Here is a 14,527-nt window from a genome sequence, read left to right as displayed (position 1 = left end):
GTTGGCAGCGTGCAAGACGTGTGTTGCATAGAATGAATAAACCCTTATGTGGAGGAAAAGGAGATTTTCTTTTTGCTTACGATGCAACTGTGTCTTTTCAAGTTCAATTCTGTTTGACTATAATTCTTTTCGTTCAAGCAATCTTAGCAAAAATCACATGGTTTTTGTCAAAACAAACGCAAAGCGCTGAGCGAATTTTGTTTGCGAACGAATATGCGTTGCAGGTTATGGAACTGAAAGGGGAGAAAAGAAAGGGCAGGGCAAAAGAGAAACAGGTGTTAAGCCCTTGCGTGGAGTTTTAAAACAGGCCTTAATATAATGTGTCGGTGAGTAGCTGTGCCACTTGCTCCAAATAATGCTTGTCGGTGTCGTCGAAAGTAGCGAGTTGTTTGCTGTCGATGTCGAGAACGGCAACGGGTTTACCGGCCTTTGAGAAGACGGGCACTACAATTTCCGACCGCGAAAGGGCGCTGCAAGCGATGTGTCCGGGGAATTGTTCCACGTTGGGAACAACCAAGGTGCGCCCCAACTCGAACGCTTGGCCACATACGCCCTTGCCAATGGCGATGGCATAGCAGGCCGGCGGACCTTGAAAGGGGCCTAAACGCAACATGCCATCGGGGTGAAGTAGGTAGAAACCCGTCCAAAAAAACTGGTCGAAGGCTTGGTGCAGGGCGGCGGCAACATTGGCCAAAACGCCGGTCTCGTTGGTTTCGCCCTTAATGAGGGCGGCTACCTGCGGTAAGAGGGCGGTGTAGATGGTCTCCTTGTTCATTGTTTTTGGGCGTTCATTTCTTGTTCTACCATGTTGGTTAGCTGCACAAACTCGGCCACCGAAAGCTGTTCGGGGCGGCGTGTAAACATCTCTTGTGCATAAAATTCGGGCGAGGCAGGCATGCCGGCAAATAGCTGGCGCAGGCTAACGCGCAACATTTTGCGCCGCTGATTGAACACCGTTTTAACCACGCGCTTAAACAATGCCTCGTTGCAGCCAAGGTTTTCTACGGCGTTTCGCGTCATGCGGATAACGGCACTCTTTACTTTGGGCGGCGGATTAAACACCGTTTCGTCTACGGTAAAGAGATATTCCACATCGTACCACGCCTGAATAAGCACCGAAAGGATGCCATAGGCCTTTGTTCCTGGCTGCGAGGCGATGCGCAAGGCCACTTCGCGCTGTATCATTCCTGTGCAACAGGGGATGAGATGCTTGTTGTCGAGCATCTTAAAGAATATTTGCGAGGAGATGTCGTAGGGGTAGTTGCCCGTCAGCACAAAGGGTTGGCCAGAGAAAACGCTGGCGAGGTCCATGCGCAGGAAGTCTTCGCCCAGCACGTTTTCTGCCAAAAGGGGGAAGTTTTTGTGCAGGAAGGCCACCGATTCGGTGTCTATTTCCACCACGCGTAGCGGCCTGTTCTTGGTGGCGAGATACTGGGTTAGCACGCCCATGCCTGGTCCCACTTCGAGGATGGGCAGCTCTGGGCACGCGTCTACGGTGTCGGCAATGCGTTGGGCAATGCCTAAGTCGGTCAAGAAATGCTGACCAAGATGCTTTTTGGGTCGTACAAGCTTCATCGTAAATATGTTGTTGCGTTTGCAAAGTTAGCAAAATATGGGGGGATTAGGGCCGTTTTGAGGGCGTTTGTTTGGGGTGGGTGCGATGTTTTTTGTGTGGCTATGGCCTGTGTTGGGTGGCAAACTTCGTCCTCGCTGCCATATATTGTCTGCCCGAACGGCCGTTATCTCGGAAAAAAGTGTTTACTTTGCATGCTGTAAGAATGATGTTTGGCCGTGACAGGATAACCAAAGACGAGCAGCCAGAGCGGTTCTCGCCCAGTGGCGGTATTCACAAATGCGCCGCATGTGGCCAAACAAACGTAGTTAGTAACATTCAAAAATCCACAACTTCATGATTAAAGTAGCATTCTTCGATGCCAAATCGTACGACGAGGTTTCGTTCAACAAGACGAACGCCGACTATGGCTTTGACATCCGTTATTATCAAGAACATCTCAATCTTAAAACCGTTCCGCTGGCCAAGGGTGCCGAAGTGGTGTGCATTTTCGTTAATGCGGAATGCAATGCAGCCGTTATCGACGAGTTGATTAAGAATGGTGTGAAACTCATCGCCCTGCGTTGTGCGGGCTTTAACAACGTAGACTTGCATGCAGCAAAGGGTAGGATAAAGGTTGTTCGCGTGCCTGCTTACTCGCCGCATGCCGTTGCCGAGTATGCCGTTTCGCTGATGTTGGCCCTTAATCGTAAGATTTTCCGTGCCGTTAACCGCACACGCGAGGGCAATTTTGCCCTTAAAGGCTTGATGGGTTTCGACATGTATGGCAAGACGGCAGGCGTTGTGGGCATGGGCAGGATTGCAAAAGAACTGATAAAGATATTGCATGGCTTCGGTATGAAGGTGCTTGCCTACGACCTTTACCCCGATATGGAGTTTGCCAAGCGGTATGATGTGCGGATGGTTTCGCTGGACGAGCTGTACGCCGAGAGCGACATTATCTCGTTGCATTGTCCGCTTACGCCCGAAACTACGTTCCTTATCAACGCCCAAAGCATTGCGAAGATGAAACCGGGCGTGATGATTATTAACACTGGACGTGGAAAACTGATCCATACCGAGGACTTGATTGAGGGCTTGCGCACGAAGCAAGTGGGGTCGGCAGGTCTAGACGTGTACGAAGAAGAAAAGAATTACTTCTACGAAGACCGTAGCGATAAGATTATCGACGACGATGTGCTTGCCCGTTTGCTGATGATGCCCAATGTGGTTCTTACCTCACATCAGGCTTTCTTCACAGCCGAGGCCATGCACAACATCGCGCTTACTACGCTAGAAAGTATTAAGGAGTTTAGCGAAGGTAAGGAACTGACGAACGAAGTGATGGAGAAGTAGAGGAGGGGTAAGCGGCTTTGAGTTGCTGAGTTTCCGAGTTCGTTGGCTTGTTTGTCTTATTGAACGCACTAGCAGGCCTGCGGTTTACGGCGTAGGTTAACTTGGGGAAGTTCGGCGATTAGGTAGCTTATCAATATCGAAATGCTTGAACTGTGAGACTTGAACAGCATAAAAACGTCCCAAAAAGCAGAGGGGCTGCCATGTAGGCAGCCCCTCTTTCAGTCTTTAATATCTGTTTGTTTTCATATCTCAGTTACATCTCAGTTACATGGTTGATATGTTCCTAATTCCCTGTAACAAGTACTTTTTGTCAAAGATCAATGCCATATCAGTTGTTTTGGTTACATGCTAGTTACATGCTACGCCCAAAATGGGATATAGCTATGCCTATTGTTTCCGTCAGAACTTTCTTCTTTGATTAGCTTTGCTTGCAAGGTGCCAACCACATTGTGGCTCTCGTCGTCTATACCAAATACAATATAGCCGTATGGAACATTGCGTAGATATGCACTATTGGACAGAGCAGAGATCCTTATACCAATTTCTTCCTTTGAATGGAAGTTGTGTTTGAACTCCAGCCATTCTGTTTCTTTGGGTCTTGCTGTTAGTGCATCAATTAATTTCTTAAACTCTATATATTCCATTTTCGCGGATGTGGCGTTTAATTTCTATGTGTTTGCCTATACACCTTATTTATATAGCGCATTATGCAGATAGCTAACGCGACTGATATGGATGCCGACATCGGATATTCCTGGTAGCATATCGCGTTTCATGTCGTGGTAAACGCTCACCACTAGGCTGTCGCCTTCGCGCAAATCGTGCTTGGCTATGGGGTAACTGTATTGGTAATAGCTGATACCACGCGAGAGACGAGTGCCGTCGGGCTTGCTAAACGTGCAGTTGATGGTGTCTGTTAACTCTTGGTTGCCAGGTACAATGCGTTGTTTTACGATGAGTGTGGCCGCCGTAAAAGGGTAAGCACCGTTGATGCGCACGTCTAGTTGCTGGGCGAAAACGCCGCCTTGATGAAGTCGCGGAACGTAAAACTTCAAGGTATCGTTCTTCTCCCATCCGCTCACCGACGTGTGACTGTATCGGTGATAGACGGTATCCATGCTGCATGCGCTAACTAAGGCGACTGCAAGAGCCACCAACGCGCCTTTCACTAAACGCTCCATCGGCTTGCTATTCTTGTTTTTGTTGTTGGGTGTTCGACGGTGAGCCTCCTCTTCGTTGGTTATCGCGACGATGTCGGTTGCCGTTGTTCTCTTGCTTGCCCTCTTGTGCCCGTGCCTGTTGTGGCCTTTGACGGCGTTTTTCTGCCTGTTGTTCGCGCTGACGCTGCTGTTCCTTGCGTTGTTGCGGAGCACCATTTTGGGGTGCAGAACCATCGCGCTTGTCGCCCTTGGGCTTGCCGTTAGAGGGGCGTTTAGGGCGTTTCGACTTGTCGAATCGGCTCAGGTCGGCATTAGCCAAGAGGTCGATAGGCTTGTCGGTGTGCTGCTTGTGGCGTTCCTCTTCAAGCGAGTCGGGCTTTTCGCCACGGCGATTCATCTCGATAATAGCCCTAGCACGTTCGGCCGTAATGGTAACGAGGTTGGCGGCGAGGTTCTTATCGGTGGAGTAAGTAACCGTTCCGGCTAGAATATCTGTTTTGAAAACGAAGTGTTCGGCATCGCCCGTGTGCAGCGAAACCTCTTTGCTGGGCATGCGTTTGGCTGCCTCCACGTAGTTGTCTACTTCGTAATTAAGGCAGCATTTCAGCTTACCGCACATGCCGGCAAGCTTTTGTGGGTTGAGAGATATGTCTTGAAAGCGGGCCGCATTGGTGTTAACCGACACGAAATTCTTGTTCCATGTGGCACAACACAGCTCTCTTCCGCAGGGTCCTGTGCCGCCTATGCGCCCTGCTTCTTGGCGTGCGCCAATCTGTTTCATTTCGATACGCACGTGAAAAGTGTCTGCCAGCACCTTAATAAGCTGTCGGAAGTCTACTCTTTCGTCCGCAATGTAGTAGAAAATGGCCTTGTTTCCGTCGCCTTGATATTCCACATCGCCGATTTTCATCTTCAATCCCAGTTCTTTTGCTATCTGTCGGCTCTGTATCATCGTGTCGTTTTCGCGACTCTTAGCCTCTTCGTACTTGTCAAGGTCTACGGGTTTGGCCACGCGATAGATGCGTTTGATGTCGTCGGCCGACTTTAAGTTGGCCTTCTTTATCTGCAAAGCCACGAGCCTTCCCGTAAGGGTAACCACGCCAATGTCGTGTCCTGGGCTCGCTTCCACGGCCACCATGTCGCCTTTTGTAAGCTGTAAGTTGTTCACGTTGTGGTAATAACCCTTGCGCGTATTCTTGAATTGCACCTCAACAAGGTCGGTTTTGTCGGGGTCGTTCATCACGTCGGCCAACCAATCGTATGTATTTAGTTGGTGGTCCGAACGGCAACAGCCCCCACAGCATCCGCCGTGGTCGCAGCCGTTGGCCACCTTGAACTTCATATTTCTGTAATCCATTTGTTCGTTTTGTTTATATATTGACGGCAGGATGTTTGCCTCGTTGGGCTAAATCCTGTCGGAGAGTGCTGTTTTAGTTGGCTCGTTAAGTTGGCTCGAACCACCTTTTAATGCACGTGGGCGGATGCTTTGAACGAGCCGAGGCGGAGCCGCTTTTATGCCTTCTTGATGTAGAGAATCATGTTGATGGCATAGTCGAAGAACACCACTTTGGCGTTGGCGTTCTGCGAAATGTCGCGGATGCAGCGGTCGATGAGTTCGGAAATCTCCACGATGTTCTCTTCGTTTACGAAACGTGCAAAGTTTTTGGCGAAGTTTTCTTCTTCGCGCGACATGTACACAAGGTCGGCAATACCGAAGTTGAACATGAAGTTTTCGCGCATCAGACGTGCAAAGTAGGTCAGCATGCGTTTTTGTTTCTCGCGCCCATAGGTGGACACGGCATCGCTCCAACGGCGCAGTTCGCGTATGTTTCGTTGGTAAGCCAGCCGCATCAGCATGATAAACATGTCTAAAAACTGCTTGTTCTCGTTGTCTACGCTAAGTTCGGCCAGCGCGTTAGTCCAACTTCCGTTGGCTAATCGGGCCACCCGGCGCGCGTCTTCGGGCGTTATGTTGCGCTTTTGTATCAGTGCTTGCTGCATGTCGTGCACTGCAATGGGCGGCAAGTCGATGCGTTGGGTGCGGCTCTTGATGGTTTCGAGCAGCTGTTCGGGCTCTTGACACACAAGGATGAAGAGCGTTTGGGCAGGCGGTTCCTCCAAAAGCTTGAGCAACTTGTTGGCGCATTCTTGGTTCATACGTTCGGCAAGCCACACCACCACCACCTTATAGCCCCCTTGACTCGACTTCATGCTGAGACGTTTCATCAGCAAATCGCTTTCGCCAACGCCCATCTGAGCCTGTTGGTTGGCCGCGTCCATCTGGTCGAGCCAAAGGTCTATCGAGGGATAAAGCGTTGTTTGCAACATCTCTCGCCACTGTGGGGCGAAGTCGTCGCTGTTCATCTTGTGCTCACTGGATGTTCCGGTAGGGCGAATAACAGGGTAAGAGAAGTGCAGGTCTGGGTGTTCAAAGCGGCGCATCATGGCGCAAGCACCGCATTCGCCGCAAGGAGCGTCGCCTTCTGCATGGCGTTCGCAAAGCAAGTACGAGGCAAGAGCCAAGCCCAAGGCCAATTTTCCACTGCCGGCAGGGCCGCAGAGCATCATTGCATGGGGCAAACGGTTGTTGTGCACCATGCTTACGAGTCGACGTTTAACGTCGTCTTGCCCTATTACGTCATTCCAATTCATAGCAGTTTTTTGGCCACTTCGCAGATTGAATCGACCGCCGAAACGGTGTAAAAGTGAATGCTGGGCACACCTTTCGCATACAGTTCGCGACATTGTTGCGTGGCCCATTCCACGCCCAACGCCTTTGCATCGTCGTCGGTTTTGCACTTAACGATTTCGCTAGCCAACGCCGTAGGCAGGTCGCAGTGGAATGTACGGGGTATAACCGTTAGCTGTCCCAACTTGGCAAACGGCTTAATGCCCGGCACGATGGGTATGGTAACACCCTTTTGGCGTGCCTTTTCCACGAAGCCGAAGTATTTCTGATTGTCGTAAAACAGCTGTGTAACGGCGTATTTCGCCCCAAGTTGCTGCTTTTTCAGCAAGTAATCAATGTCCATATCGAGATTGGGAGCCTCCTCGTGTTTCTCCGGATAGCACGCCACGCCATACTCGAAACTTTCGCCAGGGTGTTTCATCGCTGTTCCATCGGCAAAAAAACCAGCGTTAAAGCGGTTCACCTGCTCGATAAGGTCTGTGGTGTGCGTGTGTCCGTTGGGCGTAGGCGTGAACAATTGTTCGTCTCGCGCCTTGTCGCCACGTAGCAACAGCAGGTTCTGAATGCCCAAAAACTGCAAGTCCAGCAGTTCATATTCAATGCTTTCAATCGTAGCTCCGCTGCAAATGATGTGCGGAATAACGGGTATGCCATAGCGTTGCTGTATGGCGGCAGCAATGGCAATGGTGCCAGGACGTCGGCGAATGCGGTCGCGTTCGTATTGTCCGTTGTCCAATTGGCGGTAAACGAACTCGCTGTTATGAGTGGTTATGTTGATGTAGTTGGGGCAGAACTCGCGCAAACGGTCGATGGTACGAAACAATTGTGCCGTGCCGTTGCCTTTGAGTGGTGGCAGAACCTCGAACGAAATGGCCTTGGCTGCTGCCTTTTTATTTAGGAAATCACTTACTTTCATCTTTATCTGGTGTTTGGACGGGCATCGTGCGCGCCCCCATGTTCCCCTGTTTGGCATGTCTGCTTGTGGCGTTTGTTGCGTCTTGGGGATGGAAAACAAATACGCCTAACTACTTCTGCCGTGCGTTTATGCTTGCGAAAGCAGTCTGTTTGTGCCAAATTGTTGTCTGCCAATGTGCCGAACGACGGTTGTAGGATGGGCAAGCAAAGACAACTTATTATGCGAAGTTGACGCCAACGAGCGCAATGAAAACTTGTTTTCAAATTGCCGAGTGCAGGACAACTTATGCAAAGTTGACGCCAACGAGCGCAATGAAAACTTGTTTTCAAATTGCCGAGTGCAAGACAACTTATGCAAAGTTACAACATTTTTTTCGCTTATCCGTGTTACGCTTAGCCTTTGTTGTTTTTTAGCACAGGATGCTTACGTTTTGTCTTTACCTTCTTATGCCGTTTTGTTCTGCACGGTCTGAGTTGAAGTGCACATCTCATTCTCCTCCTTTCTCCAAAGAAATAGGAGCGCGATAAGCTTTGCTGCGGCATTGCATGCCATTCGCTTCTGCCTTTGTAGTAGGGGCAGAAAGTGAGACTTATTCTGTGTTGTTCGCTTTACTTCTCCTCAGTAAAGTCTACGTATTCGCCCTCGTTTTGTTCGAAAATCTTTTGGTTCATGCGCTCGGATGTGCGACTGTCGATAATCACTTCGCCCGTTTTGCCTGCGCGTTGCGAACCTTTTGGGGCAGAAGACGTGGTGGCGTTGTTGAATTGGCGAATGGTTTGGCGCACAGATTTGATGATACGCCTAAACGTTAGCAAGAAAGCTATCAGCGAAACAAACAGCACTGATAGCAATAGCACGCCTATCGACTTCAAGATAAAATCCATTGCTATTGTTTTTTAGTGGCGTTTACATAGGCGGATAGCACCACATACCACGCAATGATGATGGCAAAGGCCAGCACTTTAAAGATAACGAGCAGCGGTATGCAGCTAAGTACGAAGATGTATTTCACCTCGTTGCCCTTCCAGCCCCAGTGTTTAAATTTGAGTGCAAACATAGGTAGTTCGGACACAAGCAGCCAACAGTTGAGCAACATCAGGGCGATGAGCGCGAATGGTGCCCAATTTACGGCTTGCATCTGACTGTCGAGTCCCAACAAAAGCGACCCCCAAAACAGGGCATTGGCAGGTGTTGGCAGTCCGATGAACGATGTTGTCTGTCGTTCGTCGAGGTTGAACTTGGCCAAACGGAGGGCAGAAAAGGCCGTCATCAGAAAGGCAACGAAAGGCAAAAAGCCCGTAATCTGCGACCGATAGGCACTCCCGAAGGGGTAGTCTAAAACTGAAAGTTGATGAAAAAGCATCGCCGAAGGGGCTAAGCCAAAGGTGATGACATCGGCAAGCGAGTCGAGTTCTTTGCCGATGGGCGAAGAAACGTGGAGCAAACGTGCCGACATGCCGTCGAAAAAGTCGAACACAGACCCGATGACAATAAAGAGTAGGGCGAGCCACAAGTCGCCATAAATGGCCGTAATGATGGCGATGCAGCCCGAAATGAGGTTGCAGCAGGTTATGGTGTTGGGTATGTGGCGTGTTATTTTGTTTGCCATTGGCAGTGTTCCTTATTATTTAAGCTTGGCCAAAACGGTTTGGTCGCCCGTGGTAAGTTGGCCCATCTTTACGCAAATTTCAGTGCCCAAGGGGAGGAATACGTCGACGCGCGACCCCAATTTAATAAAGCCGAGATGTTCGTCGATATAGCAATCTTCGCCCGGTTTGGCGTAAGTAACGATGCGCCGGGCCATTGCTCCCGCTATCTGGCGGCAGAGAATGTCCACTCCGTGGGGTGTAGTTATCACCACATCTGCATGTTCGTTTTCCTCGCTTGCTTTGGGTAACCATGCCTTATGGAAGTTTCCGTCTTTGTGTTCAACCTTCTTTACCTTGCCGTCAACGGGAAACCAGTTGGCATGAACGTTGAAAAGGCTCATGAAAATAGACACCATGATGCGGCGATCGTGGAAGTAAGTGTTCTCGTCCACCTCTTCTATTACGACTATTTTCCCATCGGCTGGCGCAACCACCACTTTCTCCGTGTCGCCATTGAACACGCGTATGGGGCAGCGGAAGAAGTTAATAATGATGCCATAGGCAATGCCGTATATCACCAAGAACGTCCAAAACGCCACTTTACACTCGAAAAACACCCATAAAAGAGGTGCTACGATGGCAAGTACGATGAACCCAAGCACCAGAGTTTCAGTGCCTTCGCGGTGTATTCTAATCTTCTTCAGTTTCTTTATTTTATTGACCATTCGCGGTAGTTGCTGTTAAATGTGGATGCAAAGATAATGATTTTTAACGTATTAGGCAAGTTCGTGTGACTTTTTCTTTATACTTTCGGTAAGAAATAGGCAAATTTAACGAGAGGAACGTGCGCTTTCGTGGTTTTGGGCGTGGCGGAACGCAAGTGGAAAGTAGGTGAGTTTGTAATCTTTTGAGTTGTTGAGTGCATGCAAACAATGAGTTTATGAGTTGTTGGGTGTATGCAGACAAAATGATATAGGCAGATCCTAAAACCCATTAGAGGTTTTTTAGAGCCTGCCTAATAGATAAACCCGTGTTGCATGGGGTGGGCAAATGTGCTGCCCATCCAAATTTAAGAACCGCCAATAAAGCCCCGCGCGCTGGCACAAGTTCCCCTCAACTTGTTGTACAACAAGTATTCCTTGTGCCGTTGCGTGAGGTTTTCTAGCGGGTTCCGTTACATGTTCTCACATTGTTCGTCCTTATGCACGGGTATCTTGGCATCCTTATCGGTCTTTTCTGCCTTATAACCAAATTTCTCGAATGCCTTTTGAAGCTTTTCCTCGGTTGTTTTCTTTGAATCGTAAGAAACGAAAACCTTCTGGGCCTCTACGTCTGTTTTTATGGCTTTCACTCCTTTTTCAAAGCGGAGGTTGCCTTTAATTTTCGCTTCGCAGTTGGCGCAGTGCATCTGTGGGGTTGTGGTGAAAACAACGGTCTTAATGTCTTTTGCGGTTGCAATCATGGCTACCATGAACAGTACCATCGAAATAATTGATTTTTTCATTTGTTTGTTGTTTGTGGGATAACGGCCTAAACTTGGTTTCTAACCGTTTGTCCCTGGTTGTTATTCTTATTTGTTTGCGCCGCTAAGGCGAGAGGATGGGGCGTTTAAAGCCGTTTTCCCAGATTGACGCGGATGCCGATATAGGCCGAGGCACCCTGCACGGGACCATATACCATTGTGGGTTCAAAGTCGTTGTCCCATGGGTTTTGGTATCCGATAATGGGGTTCTTCTGCTTGTAATTGCCCAAATTTTCGCCGCCTACGTACACTGAGAAATGGCGGAAATAGCGCGTAACCTGTGCGTTGAGCTGGCCGTATGCCTTGAAGTTGCGGCTCCACGACAGGTTGCCCGATGCTGTTGTGTAGGGTTCGGGCATTCTTCCGCCGCCGTTCAACACTGCCGTCGCATCAAACTGCCATAGTCCTAAGGGCGTTTTGTAGCTGGCTGTAAGCAGTGCCTTGTAGCGACTTTGCAGCGGTTTCCACATCAAACGGCCGCCATAAGTGGCCTTAACGAGATTGTAGCGGTAGGCCGCCGTCAGGTCGAGCCCCTTAAAAAGCAGGCACGAAGCATCAATTTGTACGGTATGCGAGTAGCTCTTGCCGTTGAGATTGGTGATGTGCAGCTCTTGCGGGTTGGTGTCGTAGTCGATAAGGGTTTGCGAAAGGAAGTGCGTGTAATAATAGTCGGCGTTTAATTTCAGCGTTTGCTTACCTATCGGGATGAGGAAGCTCAGGCTGGTTCCATAGTTCCACGCGGCCTCTTGTTCCAGGTTGTCGATGATTAGTCGGCGACCAGACGCCATGAGGTAGTTGTTCTCGGCCAGAGCATGCGGGCTGCGGTAGCCCTTTCCAGCAGATAGGCGGATGGTGAGCAGGTCTGCCGGCATCCACTTCAGGTGGAAACGTGGCGTGAAGAACGTTCCGTACACGTTGCTGTGGTCGATGCGCAAGCCGGCCATGGCAATCATGCGGTTGTGCAGGTTATAGGTGTATTGTACGTATGTGCCAGGCGTTGTTTCGCTTTCTATGCCGCGCGTTAGCGGATAGCGGTTGCCGTAATCGGCAGGCACCACACCCGCAGGGAGTAACAAACGCTGGTGCAGGTAGTCGTGGTTAAGGCTTAGCCCCGCAGAAAGGTTGTGTTCGGGTGTGAAGTCGGTCTCGAAGATAAGCGATGCGTAGGCGTTCTTCTCGTTCACGCTGTACTGTTTGATGCCATAGCTTGCATCTTGCTTGTGTAAAGACACGTTGCCCATGAAGGCGACATTGGTGCCGTGTGCCTCGTTTAGGATGAAGGCATGTTTCATATAGCCCTCGTAACGCTCTGTGCCAATGCCGATGCGGTAAGGCATTGGGTTGCCGGGCGCGGGCTGTGCGTGCGCAACTTGTCCGCTAGTGCGGTCCTCTTTCAGCAACGCCAAGCCAGCGTGGAGCATGTAGCCGCCTTTTTTCCAGAACCAGCGGTTCTGCAAGTTGTATTGTTTCACTTGCGGGTCGTCTTCAAATCCGTCGCCATTGCCGTCGTGGTGGCTCCAATTGTTCTCAAAATGTACCAGCAGTTCTGTGCTGAGGTTCTTGTTGCCGTTGATGTGCACATTGCCGTCGGCGTTGGCTTCGAACTTTCCCATCGTGTTGCCATAGAGGTTGAGCGAAATGCCCTTCTCGTCCTCTGGTTTCACGTACTCAACGTTTATTTGTCCCGTCATGGCTTCGTAGCCGTTCTTTACCGAGGAGTTGCCTTTGCTAACCTGCATGCTCTTCATCCAGTTGCCGGGAACATAGCCTAGGCCGTAAGGCAGAGCCGCACCGCGGAAGTTGGGTAGGTTTTCGGTAAGCATCTGCACGTATGTGCCGCTTAGGCCTAGCAGTTTTACTTGCTTGGCGCCGGTAGTGGCGTCAGCGTAGTTTACATCGACCGACGGATTGGTGACGAAACTCTCGCCTAGGTTGCAGCAGGCGGCCTTGAAAAGCTCGTCGCGCAGGATGTCTTTGCCGTTGATGGCACCTTTGAGCGAACGCACGGAGGCCTTGCGAGAAGTTACGGTGACGTTTGCCAGCGTCTGTTCTTTCAGCGTTATGGTCGAGTCGGGGTGTGTTTGCTGGGCTACAGCAGGCACAACGGCCAATAGCGTTGCACCTAATATATATGGAATTTTGTTCATTACATTTGATTTTTTGTTGTTGTTAAAGTTTGGCCAGTTGCTACGTGCCACAAGGTGCATCCACTTGGCGTGGGCATCTGCGGAGTGGCAGGGCGTTAGAACTAGCCCTCGGTTTGTTCACAAACATGTTTTTAGGGGCGAGTGTGGGGCGATGTCGCTGCAAAACCGTGGTGAGATAACGAACTTTCTGCCTCGAACATCTTGTAAGAAAGAGGCTTGTGGACTTTGTTCTCGGACACGAATAAGGCAAGGGACGTAACCGCAGGTGTACGCGAAACCCCTGAGTATGCGCTTTAACGCATCAAGACAGTGGGTTGCCCGATACAGCTTTGCACATTTACACGCTTGTGAAACGGGCACAAAGGCTCTTCCTGTTACGCTTAACGAATAACAGGAGGACACAAAAAATCAAATCAGAAGTGTTGTAAGTAGCCGAAGATATTGGCGCGGCGGACCATGCCAAAGCCGTTGCCATGTTCTTTCGGCGGCCTTTGCCAAAACGGGCAAAGGCAATAAATCGCAATCTGTTATGAGTTGCGGAAGAAGTGAGAACTGCACGGGCAGCGGCTGATGGAAGTCTGCTCGCTCTGCATTTGTAGGCGATAAGGTTTTTACCTGCATCTTCATGCAGTTGCTTGCAGCCGCATCCTTGCAGTGCATCTTCGACGGCATCTCGGCAACAGACACACTACCCGTATGCTCGCACACCACAGTCATGATGCCCGAACCAATCCATAATATCATTGTTGATAACAGGATTGAGAGTGTTATGTATGCCGATTTCCTCATAATTCGAACGACAAAGGTAGTAATTTTATTTCATAACAAGGCAAAGTTTTGTGCTTTTTTCAATGGCGCAATCGTAAACGTTTCGTGTTTAACTACTGCTTGGCGCAATGAAAGGCCGTCAAGATGATGTTTATAAGGCAGAATGGTTGAGAATGTTTGCAAACATCATTATTTCCAACCCCTAGGGTTGAATGTTTAGACAGAGGGGATAATGACGTTGTCTCCACCTTTCGTGTTTCTGTAAATTGAGAAGTGTGTGTTCCTTGTGGTGCCACACAACACAAACACTCCTCTTTATATACGAAGTGCAGAACAACGCAACTCGCTTACCTATGAACTCACGAAAGCCCAAAGTTCCCGAATACATAACTCGCCAACTCTCCAATTCATCAACTCACCGACTCACAACCTCATTAACTAAAAAAATAACCAACCCACAAACCTACAAAGTCACAAAATCACCAACTCACCAACTCATTAACTCAAACGCTCACCACTTCATCAACTCACCAACTCATTAACTCAACCACTTACCAACCCACAAACCCGCAAAGTCAAAAACTCACCAAGTCATTAACTCAACCACTTACCAACTCATCAACTTCCAGACTCCCAAACTCAAATACCCATCAATTCAAAAACTTAAATTGTTGTATTTATTTTACAAACTCATTCTAATTTTCGCTTCGTTCTAGCGAAAATATGGGTTAAAAAGTAGGCAAATGTCTACCATTTCTTGCCTTCCGCGCCTTTCGCTTTGTCTATTTCCAAGAAAAGAACCTGCATTTTGCACCATTTTGCCTTTCT

Annotated in this window: 15 protein-coding genes; 2 read left to right on the top strand and 13 right to left on the bottom strand. The window is 49.4% G+C overall.

Going from position 1 to position 14,527, the window contains the following annotated elements; all coding sequences use genetic code 11:
- Window positions 1-32: 32 nt before the first annotated feature.
- The gene (locus tag HMPREF2955_RS02990; protein ID WP_019187342.1) at window positions 33-302 is read left to right on the top strand and encodes a hypothetical protein; all 270 of its coding nucleotides are present in this window, start codon (window positions 33-35) and stop codon (window positions 300-302) included.
- Between the two features lie 8 nt (window positions 303-310).
- Here HMPREF2955_RS02990 and HMPREF2955_RS02985 read toward each other — a convergent pair whose 3' ends face one another.
- On the bottom strand, window positions 311-775 hold the full coding sequence (locus HMPREF2955_RS02985; protein WP_070720815.1) for a GAF domain-containing protein: 465 nt from the start codon (window positions 773-775) through the stop codon (window positions 311-313).
- Window positions 772-1,575, bottom strand: a complete 804-nt coding sequence (gene rsmA / locus HMPREF2955_RS02980) for a 16S rRNA (adenine(1518)-N(6)/adenine(1519)-N(6))-dimethyltransferase RsmA (protein WP_019187340.1) — start codon at window positions 1,573-1,575, stop codon at window positions 772-774. Before rsmA ends, HMPREF2955_RS02985 begins: the two co-directional genes overlap by 4 nt.
- 334 nt (window positions 1,576-1,909) lie before the next feature.
- On the opposite strand from rsmA, the gene HMPREF2955_RS02975 reads away from it, so the two are divergent.
- Window positions 1,910-2,908 carry a 2-hydroxyacid dehydrogenase gene (locus tag HMPREF2955_RS02975; RefSeq protein WP_070720807.1) on the top strand — a complete coding sequence of 333 codons (999 nt, stop codon included), beginning with the start codon at window positions 1,910-1,912 and terminating at the stop codon, window positions 2,906-2,908.
- A 359-nt stretch (window positions 2,909-3,267) separates the two neighbouring features.
- Here the strand turns inward: HMPREF2955_RS02975 and HMPREF2955_RS02970 are convergent, their stop codons facing one another.
- The 11 genes from HMPREF2955_RS02970 to HMPREF2955_RS02915 all read right to left on the bottom strand — a co-directional run bounded on the left by HMPREF2955_RS02970 (window position 3,268) and on the right by HMPREF2955_RS02915 (window position 13,675).
- The gene (locus tag HMPREF2955_RS02970; RefSeq protein ID WP_070720804.1) at window positions 3,268-3,552 is read right to left on the bottom strand and encodes an ATP-binding protein; all 285 of its coding nucleotides are present in this window, start codon (window positions 3,550-3,552) and stop codon (window positions 3,268-3,270) included.
- 45 nt (window positions 3,553-3,597) lie between these two features.
- A complete protein-coding gene (locus HMPREF2955_RS02965; protein WP_009231874.1) occupies window positions 3,598-4,089 on the bottom strand; it encodes a gliding motility lipoprotein GldH in 492 nt (163 codons plus the stop codon).
- Between the two features lie 7 nt (window positions 4,090-4,096).
- Window positions 4,097-5,425 (bottom strand): regulatory iron-sulfur-containing complex subunit RicT, encoded by a 1,329-nt coding sequence (gene ricT, locus HMPREF2955_RS02960; RefSeq protein ID WP_070720802.1) that lies wholly within the window; start codon window positions 5,423-5,425, stop codon window positions 4,097-4,099.
- A 155-nt stretch (window positions 5,426-5,580) separates the two neighbouring features.
- The gene (locus HMPREF2955_RS02955; protein WP_019187335.1) at window positions 5,581-6,720 is read right to left on the bottom strand and encodes a DNA polymerase III subunit; all 1,140 of its coding nucleotides are present in this window, start codon (window positions 6,718-6,720) and stop codon (window positions 5,581-5,583) included.
- Window positions 6,717-7,673 (bottom strand): methylenetetrahydrofolate reductase, encoded by a 957-nt coding sequence (locus HMPREF2955_RS02950; RefSeq protein WP_070720885.1) that lies wholly within the window; start codon window positions 7,671-7,673, stop codon window positions 6,717-6,719. The genes HMPREF2955_RS02955 and HMPREF2955_RS02950 overlap by 4 nt, the downstream gene beginning before the upstream one ends.
- A 608-nt stretch (window positions 7,674-8,281) precedes the next feature.
- Window positions 8,282-8,557, bottom strand: a complete 276-nt coding sequence (locus tag HMPREF2955_RS02940) for a DUF4834 family protein (protein WP_070720797.1) — start codon at window positions 8,555-8,557, stop codon at window positions 8,282-8,284.
- A 2-nt stretch (window positions 8,558-8,559) separates the two neighbouring features.
- On the bottom strand, window positions 8,560-9,282 hold the full coding sequence (gene pssA, locus HMPREF2955_RS02935; protein ID WP_070720795.1) for a CDP-diacylglycerol--serine O-phosphatidyltransferase: 723 nt from the start codon (window positions 9,280-9,282) through the stop codon (window positions 8,560-8,562).
- 15 nt (window positions 9,283-9,297) lie between these two features.
- A complete protein-coding gene (locus tag HMPREF2955_RS02930; RefSeq protein ID WP_070720793.1) occupies window positions 9,298-9,987 on the bottom strand; it encodes a phosphatidylserine decarboxylase family protein in 690 nt (229 codons plus the stop codon).
- Between the two features lie 449 nt (window positions 9,988-10,436).
- Window positions 10,437-10,766, bottom strand: a complete 330-nt coding sequence (locus HMPREF2955_RS02925) for a heavy-metal-associated domain-containing protein (RefSeq protein ID WP_044259902.1) — start codon at window positions 10,764-10,766, stop codon at window positions 10,437-10,439.
- A gap of 104 nt (window positions 10,767-10,870) precedes the next feature.
- On the bottom strand, window positions 10,871-12,931 hold the full coding sequence (locus HMPREF2955_RS02920; RefSeq protein WP_070720883.1) for a TonB-dependent receptor plug domain-containing protein: 2,061 nt from the start codon (window positions 12,929-12,931) through the stop codon (window positions 10,871-10,873).
- 408 nt (window positions 12,932-13,339) lie between these two features.
- Window positions 13,340-13,675, bottom strand: coding sequence for a hypothetical protein (locus tag HMPREF2955_RS02915; RefSeq protein ID WP_070720791.1), 336 nt, complete (start codon window positions 13,673-13,675; stop codon window positions 13,340-13,342).
- Window positions 13,676-14,527: the final 852 nt, after the last annotated feature.

The organism is Prevotella sp. HMSC073D09 (genome assembly GCF_001814145.1).
In the GTDB taxonomy this organism is placed as follows: Bacteria; Bacteroidota; Bacteroidia; order Bacteroidales; family Bacteroidaceae; genus Prevotella; species Prevotella conceptionensis.
Note: the sequence above shows the minus strand (reverse complement) of the source record. Positions and strands in the feature narration are given on the sequence as shown.

Excerpts from the sequence above, each read along its gene's own strand:
- HMPREF2955_RS02990 (WP_019187342.1), top strand. The coding sequence starts at position 33 with ATGAATAAACCCTTATGTGGAGGAAAAGGAGATTTTCTTTTTGCTTAC.
- rsmA (WP_019187340.1), bottom strand. The coding sequence starts at position 1,575 with ATGAAGCTTGTACGACCCAAAAAGCATCTTGGTCAGCATTTCTTGACC.
- HMPREF2955_RS02950 (WP_070720885.1), bottom strand. The coding sequence starts at position 7,673 with ATGAAAGTAAGTGATTTCCTAAATAAAAAGGCAGCAGCCAAGGCCATT.
- HMPREF2955_RS02965 (WP_009231874.1), bottom strand. The coding sequence starts at position 4,089 with ATGGAGCGTTTAGTGAAAGGCGCGTTGGTGGCTCTTGCAGTCGCCTTA.
- HMPREF2955_RS02955 (WP_019187335.1), bottom strand. The coding sequence starts at position 6,720 with ATGAATTGGAATGACGTAATAGGGCAAGACGACGTTAAACGTCGACTC.
- HMPREF2955_RS02915 (WP_070720791.1), bottom strand. The coding sequence starts at position 13,675 with ATGATATTATGGATTGGTTCGGGCATCATGACTGTGGTGTGCGAGCAT.
- HMPREF2955_RS02970 (WP_070720804.1), bottom strand. The coding sequence starts at position 3,552 with ATGGAATATATAGAGTTTAAGAAATTAATTGATGCACTAACAGCAAGA.
- HMPREF2955_RS02920 (WP_070720883.1), bottom strand. The coding sequence starts at position 12,931 with ATGAACAAAATTCCATATATATTAGGTGCAACGCTATTGGCCGTTGTG.
- HMPREF2955_RS02985 (WP_070720815.1), bottom strand. The coding sequence starts at position 775 with ATGAACAAGGAGACCATCTACACCGCCCTCTTACCGCAGGTAGCCGCC.
- ricT (WP_070720802.1), bottom strand. The coding sequence starts at position 5,425 with ATGGATTACAGAAATATGAAGTTCAAGGTGGCCAACGGCTGCGACCAC.
- HMPREF2955_RS02930 (WP_070720793.1), bottom strand. The coding sequence starts at position 9,987 with ATGGTCAATAAAATAAAGAAACTGAAGAAGATTAGAATACACCGCGAA.
- HMPREF2955_RS02975 (WP_070720807.1), top strand. The coding sequence starts at position 1,910 with ATGATTAAAGTAGCATTCTTCGATGCCAAATCGTACGACGAGGTTTCG.
- HMPREF2955_RS02925 (WP_044259902.1), bottom strand. The coding sequence starts at position 10,766 with ATGAAAAAATCAATTATTTCGATGGTACTGTTCATGGTAGCCATGATT.
- HMPREF2955_RS02940 (WP_070720797.1), bottom strand. The coding sequence starts at position 8,557 with ATGGATTTTATCTTGAAGTCGATAGGCGTGCTATTGCTATCAGTGCTG.
- pssA (WP_070720795.1), bottom strand. The coding sequence starts at position 9,282 with ATGGCAAACAAAATAACACGCCACATACCCAACACCATAACCTGCTGC.